The organism is Mycobacterium sp. 1245852.3 (assembly GCF_001669335.1).
Classification (GTDB): domain Bacteria; phylum Actinomycetota; class Actinomycetes; order Mycobacteriales; family Mycobacteriaceae; genus Mycobacterium; species Mycobacterium europaeum_A.
This window is the reverse complement of sequence record NZ_LZLL01000583.1, coordinates 1-9,115: the sequence shown is the minus strand read 5'-3', so window position 1 is coordinate 9,115 and position 9,115 is coordinate 1. Positions and strand designations below refer to the sequence as shown.

Below are 9,115 nucleotides of genomic sequence, written 5' to 3'. Positions count from 1 at the left end.
CAGATCGGCGCGCGGGTACGCTCAAAGTCCTGCGGTTGTTTGTCGGCACGGTGAAGGAGCGGTCATGCACTGTCCGTTCTGCCGTCATCCCGACTCCCGGGTGATCGACTCGCGCGAAACCGACGAAGGCCAGGCCATCCGCCGGCGCCGCTCCTGTCCCGAGTGCGGACGACGTTTCACCACGGTGGAGACCGCGGTCCTGGCGGTGGTCAAGCGCAGCGGCGTCACCGAGCCGTTCAGCAGGGAAAAGGTGATTAGCGGCGTCCGCCGCGCCTGCCAGGGCCGCCAGGTCGACGACGACGCGCTGAACCTGCTGGCCCAGCAGGTCGAAGACACCGTGCGCGCCGCGGGTTCCCCGGAGATCCCCAGTCACGAAGTGGGCCTGGCCATCCTCGGGCCGCTGCGCGACCTCGACGAGGTGGCCTACCTGCGGTTCGCCTCGGTATATCGCTCATTCGAGTCCGCAGACGATTTCGAACGCGAGATCCAGGCACTCCGGGATCACCGCGGAGTGGCCACCCCGGGCTGACAGCACTCCCCGGGCCGCATCGTCGCCCGGCTAGGTCTGAATCGCCCGGCTCCTCCCCGGGCCGTCCCGGCCCGCATCGTCGCCCGGCTGGGTCTGAATCGCCCGGCTCCTCCCCGGGCCGTCCCGGCCCGCATCGTCGCCCGGCTAGGTCTGAATCGCCCGGCTCCTCCCCGGGCCGTCCCGGCCCGCATCGTCGCCCGGCTAGGCTCAAATTCATGCCCCCTGACTTGCATCCCGACCTTGCGGCGCTGGCCCCGCTCCTTGGGACCTGGTCCGGCCAGGGCGCGGGAAAGTACCCGACGATCCCGCCGTTCGACTACCTCGAGGAAGTCGTGTTCGCCCACGTCGGTAAACCGTTTCTGGCCTACGGGCAGAAAACCAAGGCGGTGGCCGACGGCAAGCCGCTGCACGCCGAAACCGGATATCTCCGGGTGCCCCGACCGGGCCACGTCGAGCTGGTCCTGGCGCATCCCAGCGGCATCACCGAAATCGAGGTGGGCACCTACTCGGTCAGCGGTGACGTCATCGAAATGCAGATGGCCACCACGGCCGTCGGGCTGACCCCCAGCGCCAAAGAGGTGACGGCGCTTGGCCGTTCGTTCCGCATCGACGGCGACGAACTGTCCTACACCGTGCGGATGGGCGCGGTCGGGCAACCACTGCAGGACCACCTCGCCGCGGTGCTGCACCGGCAAGGCTAGACCGCCCGCGTGGCCCGAGCCGTCAATCCAGGTGTCGCACACCGTCGTTGACGACCCGCCCGGCCACCCCGACCCAGCCTTCGGCGCTCCACGTCGTTTCGATGACGGAGCCCCTGCCCTGGGTGATCCGCAGGCTCTGGCTCAGGTAGTCGGTGATGCGCATCGCCGCCGAACCGGTGGCCTCGTCCTCGACCACGCCGAGGTTGGCGGCGAACATCCGCACCCGCAGCGATCCGGTCGCCCGGTCGGTCCAGGCCCACAGGTAGTGCGCGGTGTCGTCGGGGAACTCCGCCGGGTCGGCGGCGAGAACCTCGTCGGCCGAGGCGAACTCGTGCAGGGCGAAGTCGGGCGCCCAATCCGCGCGGGCGCTGATGCGGGCGCGGTCTTCGTCGTAGCCCACCTGCACGAGGCCCGCGGGTACCCGCAGGGTGTTGATCGGCGAACCGTTCTCGCGCAGCCACCACGTCGCGCCGACGGTCGGGTGGCCGGCGAACGGCAGTTCGGTGCGCGGCGTGTAGATGGCGGCGTGTGCGGTTGAGGAACCGGTGGCCGGGAGGTCCACGAAAACCGTCTCGCTGTAGCCCAATTGGGTTGCCAGCCGCTGCCGGTGGGCGGGGTCGACCCGGCGCGCATCCACCACGCCCAGCGGATTACCGAAGTTGCCGTCCGAATCGGTGAACACCCGCAACACCGTCACGTCGATCCCCATGGCCCGACTGTACGGCGCCGAAGGCGTCCCCATCGATCATGGGATTAGGTGGCGCTGCGTTCGTCGGACCCCATGGCGTTCAGTACGGCGACGCGAGTGGGCGCGGGGCCCGAGACGGCCCGCTCGCCGCCGCCGGTGCGCAGCAAGCTGCGCAGATTGGCCTGATCATATTCGGCGGGGTCGGTGGAATCGATGAAGCGCTCGACGACGTCGATGAAACGGGCCGGGTCATCGTGGAAGGGGAAGTGGCCGGAGCCTTCGAAGATCTCCAGCCGCGAGCCGGGCATCGCGGCGTGCGCCATCCACGCGTGCCGGACCGGGACCACCACATCCTTTGTGCCCCAAACGATTTGCACCGGGATGGCCTCGGTCAAATAACATCGATCGAGCATGGTGACGATCTGCCCGCGCCAGTCCACGACCGCCCGCAGCGTCCGGCTGAACGCCGCGGACGCCGTCGGTTCGGGCAGGTCGTCGAGGATGCGCAGCACGTTGGGCAGATCGCGGGCCAGGCCGCTGCTGCCCAGCGCCACGCCCAAAACGCGTCCCATCAGCTGAACCGCCGGCAGCACCAGCGGTAGCCGCAACAGGGCGATCGCCTCGCTGCCCATCGGCAGCGACGCCCACCGCAAGACGAAGTTGACGTCCTTGGTCACGCCACCGGCACCCACCAGGATCAGCCGCTCCACCAAATGCGGGAATTGATAGGCGAATTGCATGGCCACGCCGCCGCCCAGCGAGTGCCCGATGATCGTCACCCGCTCGATGTCGAGCACGCTGAGCAGGTCACGCATCCCGTTCGCGTAGGCCGCGATCGAGTAGTCGGCGCGCGGCTTGTCCGATCGCCCGTGCCCCAGCAGGTCCGGGGCGATCACCGTGAATCGCTGGGCGAGCTTGGCCTGCACGGTATTCCACGTGGTCGAGTTGTCGCCGATGCCGTGGATCAGCAGGATAGCCGGCCCGGAACCGGCGATGCGGTAGGCCCGCTTGTAACCGTGGATGGTGCGGAACTCGAGTTTGGGTGCGGTCACTTCACGCACCGGGCGGAGCGTGGGATTGCGCTTCCGCTCGGTCATATCGCCAACCTTGGTGTCGGGCCGGGCTAAGGCGGTCTGGCTAGGGGCTGGTGCTGCGGGGGTCAGGCATGGTCGTCGTCGTCGAACTTCTTCTCCGCTTGCTGGGCCAGAAATCGCTCGAATTCTGCGCCTAGCTCATCGCCGCTAGGCAGATCCTCGTCGCGAGCCAGTAACGATCTGTTCTCCTGAGCGTCGATGAAGGCATCGTACTGGCGCTCCAGCGCGGTCACCACTTGAGCGACCTCCGCGCTCGCCTCGACCTGCTCGTCGATCTTGGCCCGGATCACCTCGGCTGCCTCGGTCAACGCGGTCAGCGGCAGCTCCAGCGACGCGGTCTTGGCGACCTGCTCGAGCAGCGCCTGCGCGGCGGCCGGATAGTCGGTCTGGGTGAGGTAGTGCGGGACGTGCACGGTATAGCCGACTACCTCATGACCGTGCTGGCCCATCCGGTATTCGAGCAGGTTGGACGCGCTGCCGGGAACCTGGATCTCCGAGATCCACGGCTGGAAGTTGGCGATCAGCTCCGGATTGTTCGAGTGAGCCGTCATGGTGGTCGGCCGGGTGTGCGGAACCGCCATCGGGACGGTGCCCAGGCCGATGGTCTGGCGCACGCCGAGGCGCTCGGCCAGCAGCCGCACCGCGGTGATGAAGCGCTCCCACTTCACATCCGGCTCCATGCCGGCGAGCAACAGGAACGGGGTGCCGACCGTGTCGCGCAGCGCGTAGAGGTTCAGCTCGGGCTCCTCGTAGTGGGTGAAGTGATCGGTCTTGAATGTCATCAGCGGCCGCCGGGACCGGTAGTCCAGCAATTCGTCGATCGCGAAGGACGCGACCAACTCGGTGTCCAGCACCGCCTTCAGATGCGCGGACGCCAGCTTGATGGCATGACCGGCGTCGGAAAAGCCCTCCAGGGCGTGCACCAGCACCGGACCGCGGCCGTCGGACGTCGACAGCTGCGGCGCCGGCAGCTCGAGCTCGTACATCCCGGCCTGCCCCGGCTGGTACCGGTCAGCTGGGTCTTGGTGGTGAGCCATCTGCGATCGCCTCCTCTCGGGGTCCTTCCAGGGTGCCCTACCAAGTGTCCCCCGAATCAGGCGGCACCCACATCGCTCAGCGAACTTTGCGTCACGCTTATAGCTGAAACGTGATAAGTCTCAGGCGTAATCCGAAAGCAACGCGCGAAGGCTCACCCAGGGGCGCGCCAGCAAACCGCGCGGCGCACCGCGACATGTGTGAGTCGGCTTGCCGCCCCCCGGTCAGGCATGATGAAGGCGATGCGCATTCGGATCCTGATGCTCTGCTCGGTGCTGGGGGTGGCGACGTCGCTGACGTCGTGTCACCGGCCCGTCGAGCATGTTTCGGGTGCGCCGGTATCCGCCCCGCGCGTCGGCGGTCCCGTGCAGCGGCTCAGCCAGCCCGAACAGAAGGCCGTCGCCGGTCCGGTCGAGCCGGATCGGCGCATCGGGGCGATCTTCATCGATGGCGGCCCGCTGCACGTGTGCACCGGTTCCGTGGTGCATTCGACGGGTGGCAACCTGATCATGACCGCCGCGCACTGCCTGGCCGGAGCGTCGCTGATCACGTTCGTTCCCGGTTTCGCCGGCGATGCCCCGCCCGGTCCCGCCGATGTGTGGAAGGCCGACGCGGTCTACCTGGACCCGCGCTGGACGGCCAGCAAAGACCCGCACGCCGATTATGCGATCGCGCGGGTCAGCAACGACGCAGGTGCCCCGGTCGAGTCGCGGGTCGGCCTGGCGCTGACGCTGGGTGTGACGCCTCCGCCGGGCAGCCGCGTCACCGTGCTGGGGTATCCGGCCGGCGTGGGGGGCTCGCCCATCGGGTGTCAGGCCAGCACGTCGGTCACCGACACCGGGTTTCCCGCGCTGGCGTGCGAGGGGCTGGTGGACGGCACCAGCGGCGCGCCCTGGGTCAGCGGGACGACGCTGATCGGGGTGATCGGCGGTCTGGAGCGGGGTGGCTGCGCGGCGAACATGTCGTATTCGGCGCCGTTCGATGCGCACACCGCGGAGCTGCTGGCCCGCGCCGAGGCCGGCGGCCCCGGCGATCCGGTCGCGGGCGACCTGCAAGACGCCTGTTAGCGGCGATCGCAGCGCGGCCGTGGCGATCGCCAGCGCGGCCGTGGCGATCGCCAGCGCGGCGCAGCCGGGCGCAGCGGGTCGCCACTCCAGTTCGCAGCCGGGCGCAGCGGGTCGCCACTCCAGTTCGCAGCCGGGCGCAGCGGGTCGCCACTCCAGTTCGCAGCCGGGCGCAGCGGGTCGCCACTCCAGTTCGCAGCCGGGCGCAGCGGGTCGCCACTCCAGTTCGCAGCCGGGCGCAGCGGGTCGCCACTCCAGTTCGCAGCCGGGCGTGGCGGGTCGCCACGGCTAGTGGCGGAACTGGTTGAGCGCCCGGACCTTATTCATCACGTCGAGCGCCGCCACCTTGTACGCCTCGGAGAACGTGGGGTAGTTGAACACCGCGTCCACCAGATACTCCACCGTGCCGCCGCAGCCCATCACCGCCTGCCCGATGTGCACCATCTCGGTGGCGCTGGTGCCGAAGATGTGCACCCCGAGCACCTTGAGGTCCTGGGTGGACACCAGCAGCTTGAGCATCCCGTAGGAGTCGCCGGCGATCTGGCCGCGGGCCAGCTCGCGGTACCTGGCCACGCCGACCTCGTAGGGGACTGCGTTCTTCGTCAGCTCTACCTCGGTGGCGCCGACGTAGGAGACCTCGGGGATGGAGTAGATGCCGATCGGTTGCAGCTCGGTGATGCCGTCACTCGCCTCCCCGAACGCGTGGTAGGCGGCCAGGCGGCCCTGCTCCATCGACGTGGCGGCCAGGGCGGGGAAGCCGATCACATCGCCGACGGCATAGATGTGGGGCACCTTGGTCTGGAAGTTGTCGTCGACGAAGATGCGTCCGCGGTTGTCGGCCTCCAGTTCGGCGTTGTGCAGATCGAGATGATCCGTCTGGCCCTGCCGCCCGGCCGAATACATCACCGTCTCGGCGGGAATCTGCTTGCCGCTGGCCAGGGTGGTGACGGTACCCGCCGACCCGACGTCGACCGCGGTCACCTCCTCGCCGAACCGGAACGTCACCGCCAGGTCGCGCAGGTGGAACTTCAGCGCCTCGACGACTTCGGGGTCGCAGAAGTCGAGCATGTCCTCGCGCTTCTCCACGACGGTGACCTTGGTGCCCAGCGCGGCGAACATCGAGGCGTACTCGATGCCGATGACGCCGGCGCCGACCACCACCATCGAGGTGGGCAGCGACTTGAGATCGAGGATCCCGTCGGAGTCGAGCACCCGGTGTTCGTCGAACTCGACGCCGGAGGGCCGCGCCGGCCGGGTGCCGGTGGCGATGACGACGTATTTACCAGTGATGGTTATCTTTTCGCGCCGCGACGGGTCCTCGACCTCGATGGTGTGCGGGTCGATGAAACGCCCGTGACCGATCAGCAGGTCGATCCGGTTGCGCATCAGCTGGTTGCGCACCACGTCGACTTCCTTGCCGATCACGTGCTGGGTGCGGGCCAGCAGATCGGCCGGGGTGATCTTCTCCTTCACGCGGTAGCTGGCGCCGTAGAGTTCGCGCTGGCTCATCCCGGTGAGGTAGAGGACCGCCTCGCGCAACGTCTTTGACGGGATGGTGCCGGTCTGCACACACACGCCGCCGAGCATCTGGCCGCGTTCGACGACGGCGACCGACTTTCCGAGCTTGGCCGAGGCGATGGCGGCCTTCTGGCCGCCGGGCCCGGACCCGATGACCACCATGTCGTACTCTTGCGCCGAACTCATGGCTTAAACAGTAAGGCAGCACAACGCACAGTGCTGGGTTCATCCACAGGTCCGCCGCCGCACCCGCGCACCTGAGCACCGCCTGACGGTGGCCGCCGTCAGCGTGGTGCCCATGACGACGCATCGAGCAGACTTCGAACTGTCCCGCCCCGGCGCACTCATCGCGGCGCTGCCGGCCGTTCTCGGCTTCGTTCCCGAAAATTCATTGATATTAGTGTCTTTGGGCGACGGCGAACTCGGGTCGGTGATGCGCGTCGACCTCTCCGAGGAGGTCATCGACCGGGTGGGACACCTGGCGGAGGTCGCCGCGGCGGCGGCCCCCGAGGCCGTGATCGCGGTGATCGTCGACGCGGATGGCGCCTACTGCCCAAGCTGCAACGAGGAATACCGTCAGCTCTCGGTGGCGCTGGCAGAAGCCTTGTCGGAGCACGACATTGAGCTCTATGCCACCCACGTGGTGGATCAGGTGGCGCTCGGCGGGCGGTGGCATTGCGCCGAGGGCTGCGGGTCGAGCGGCGTGGTCGAAGATCCCGCGGCCTCGCCGCTGGCGGCCGCGGCGGTGCTGGAGGGCAGACGGCTCTATGCGCGTCGTGCCGACCTGCAGGCGGTCATCGCGCCCGACGACCCGGCGCGCAGCGCGGCGCTGGCCGCCGTGGTCGGCAAACAGGCCGCCCGGCGCCGGGCGGCGCATCGTGCGCATCCGGTGCGCTGCACCCGCCGCGACGTGGAGGCGGCGATGGCCGCCGCCTCCCGGGTCGCGGGCGGGGAATCGCTGTCGGACGCGGAGGTGGCGACGCTGGGCTGTGCCCTGTGCGACGCACAGGTGCGCGACATCTTGTATGCCCTGGCGGTGGGGGAGAGCGCCGGCGAGGCCGAGTCGCTGTGGGCACTGCTGGCGCGCACGTTGCCCTCGCCCTGGCGGGTCGAGGCACTGGTCCTGATCGCGTTCAGCGCCTATGCCCGCGGCGACGGCCCGCTCGCCGGGGTGTCGCTGGCGGAGGCGTTGCGCTGTGACCCCGACCATCGGATGGCGGGCATGCTGGACACCGCGTTGCAATCCGGTCTGCGGCCCGACGACATCAGGGAACTGGCGCTGACCGGTTACCGGCTGGCCAAGCAGTTCGGCGTGCGGCTGCCACCGCGCCGGCCGTTCGGCCGCAGGGTGGGGTAGTGGCAAGCGCGGCGACGGGCGCCAAGCGCCCGGGTCAGACCTTCTCGACCTTGACCGCGTGCGCCATCTCGTGCGGCAGGGTGACGTTTTCGTGGCCCGGAATGACGATGGTGACCCCGGCGGCACTGGTCTCGACGGTGACGCGCGCGTTCGGGACCACACCGGCGTCCTTCAGGCGGGAGATCAGGTCGATGTCGCCCTGGACGTGCTCGGTCAACTGCCGCACCACGACCGCTACCGGCGCGCCGGCGGGCAGCTCGGTCAGCCGGACCAGGGGGCCGTCCTCGGACCAGGACTCCGGGCCCACGCCCAGGTCCAGGAGCCCGGGGATCGGGTTGCCGAAGGGCGAGGTGGTCGGGTTGTTGAGCACCTTCACCAGCCGCCGCTCGACGTCCTCGCTCATCACGTGCTCCCAGCGGCACGCCTCGGCGTGCACCTCTTCCCAGGGCAGCCCGATGACGTCGACCAGCAATCGCTCGGCGAGGCGGTGCTTGCGCATCACGGCAATGGCCAGCGCCCGGCCCTTGTCGGTGAGCTCGAGGTGGCGGTCGCCGGCCACGTGAAGTAAACCGTCCCGCTCCATGCGCGACACGGTTTGGCTGACAGTCGGCCCGCTTTGATCCAGGCGTTCGGCGATTCGGGCACGCAGCGGCGTTACGCCCTCTTCTTCGAGGTCGTAGATGGTCCGCAGGTACATCTCGGTGGTGTCAACCAGGTCGTTCATTCAGCACCCTCCGTCGACGCTGAGTCTACTTGGCCAGCTGCGCGAATGGTTGTAACGCCTCCCAGGCAAGCAGTATGCCCGCCGCGGACGCGGCGGGCATACCGTCTGCTACCTAGCTCGAGTGAGGTGTTAGCTCGCGTACGACCGTAGCCTGTCGGCGCGCTCCCCGTTGCGGAGTTTGGACATTACGTCCCGCTCGATCTGGCGGACCCGCTCGCGGGACAGGCCGAACAGCTTGCCGATCTGGTCCAGGGTGCGCGGCTGACCGTCGTCCAGGCCGAAACGCAGCCGGATGACCTGGTGCTCACGCTCGTCCAGGGTGGCCAGCACGCTGCGGATGTCGGTGTGCAGCAGCTCGGCGATCACCGCGTTCTCGGCCGACATCGCCTCGGCGTCCTCGATGAA

9 protein-coding genes and 1 pseudogene are annotated in these 9,115 nt (G+C 68.8%); 4 read left to right on the top strand and 6 right to left on the bottom strand.

What is annotated here, in order from left to right; all coding sequences use genetic code 11:
- Window positions 1–64 precede the first annotated feature (64 nt).
- Window positions 65–529 carry a transcriptional regulator NrdR gene (nrdR, locus tag A9W96_RS27185; protein WP_007774910.1) on the top strand — a complete coding sequence of 155 codons (465 nt, stop codon included), beginning with the start codon at window positions 65–67 and terminating at the stop codon, window positions 527–529.
- Between the two features lie 215 nt (window positions 530–744).
- Entirely contained in the window at window positions 745–1,230 is a 486-nt protein-coding gene (locus A9W96_RS27180) for a peroxynitrite isomerase (protein ID WP_066879751.1), read from the top strand.
- 22 nt (window positions 1,231–1,252) lie between these two features.
- On the opposite strand, the gene A9W96_RS27175 is transcribed toward A9W96_RS27180, so the two are convergent.
- The 3 genes from A9W96_RS27175 to A9W96_RS27165 all read right to left on the bottom strand — a co-directional run bounded on the left by A9W96_RS27175 (window position 1,253) and on the right by A9W96_RS27165 (window position 4,049).
- A complete protein-coding gene (locus A9W96_RS27175; protein WP_067144383.1) occupies window positions 1,253–1,939 on the bottom strand; it encodes a PhzF family phenazine biosynthesis protein in 687 nt (228 codons plus the stop codon).
- 44 nt (window positions 1,940–1,983) lie between these two features.
- A complete protein-coding gene (locus A9W96_RS27170; RefSeq protein ID WP_067144382.1) occupies window positions 1,984–3,015 on the bottom strand; it encodes an alpha/beta fold hydrolase in 1,032 nt (343 codons plus the stop codon).
- 62 nt (window positions 3,016–3,077) lie between these two features.
- Window positions 3,078–4,049 (bottom strand): proteasome assembly chaperone family protein, encoded by a 972-nt coding sequence (locus tag A9W96_RS27165; RefSeq protein ID WP_067144381.1) that lies wholly within the window; start codon window positions 4,047–4,049, stop codon window positions 3,078–3,080.
- 228 nt (window positions 4,050–4,277) lie between these two features.
- Between A9W96_RS27165 and A9W96_RS27160 the strand changes: the two genes are divergently transcribed.
- Complete coding sequence (locus tag A9W96_RS27160; RefSeq protein WP_066860732.1) at window positions 4,278–5,114, top strand: serine protease; 837 nt, start codon at window positions 4,278–4,280, stop codon at window positions 5,112–5,114.
- A gap of 285 nt (window positions 5,115–5,399) precedes the next feature.
- Here A9W96_RS27160 and sthA read toward each other — a convergent pair whose 3' ends face one another.
- Complete coding sequence (gene sthA, locus A9W96_RS27155; RefSeq protein ID WP_066860729.1) at window positions 5,400–6,815, bottom strand: Si-specific NAD(P)(+) transhydrogenase; 1,416 nt, start codon at window positions 6,813–6,815, stop codon at window positions 5,400–5,402.
- Window positions 6,816–6,927: 112 nt separating this feature from the next.
- Here sthA and A9W96_RS27150 point away from each other — a divergent pair, with 112 nt between their 5' ends.
- Complete coding sequence (locus A9W96_RS27150; RefSeq protein ID WP_066879812.1) at window positions 6,928–7,986, top strand: DUF4192 domain-containing protein; 1,059 nt, start codon at window positions 6,928–6,930, stop codon at window positions 7,984–7,986.
- 34 nt (window positions 7,987–8,020) lie between these two features.
- Here the strand turns inward: A9W96_RS27150 and A9W96_RS27145 are convergent, their stop codons facing one another.
- Together A9W96_RS27145 and sigB are read right to left on the bottom strand one after the other, a co-directional pair.
- Window positions 8,021–8,710, bottom strand: a complete 690-nt coding sequence (locus tag A9W96_RS27145) for a metal-dependent transcriptional regulator (protein ID WP_066860726.1) — start codon at window positions 8,708–8,710, stop codon at window positions 8,021–8,023.
- A gap of 129 nt (window positions 8,711–8,839) precedes the next feature.
- Window positions 8,840–9,115, bottom strand: a pseudogene (gene sigB / locus A9W96_RS27140) (sigma-70 family RNA polymerase sigma factor SigB); the annotation flags it as partial.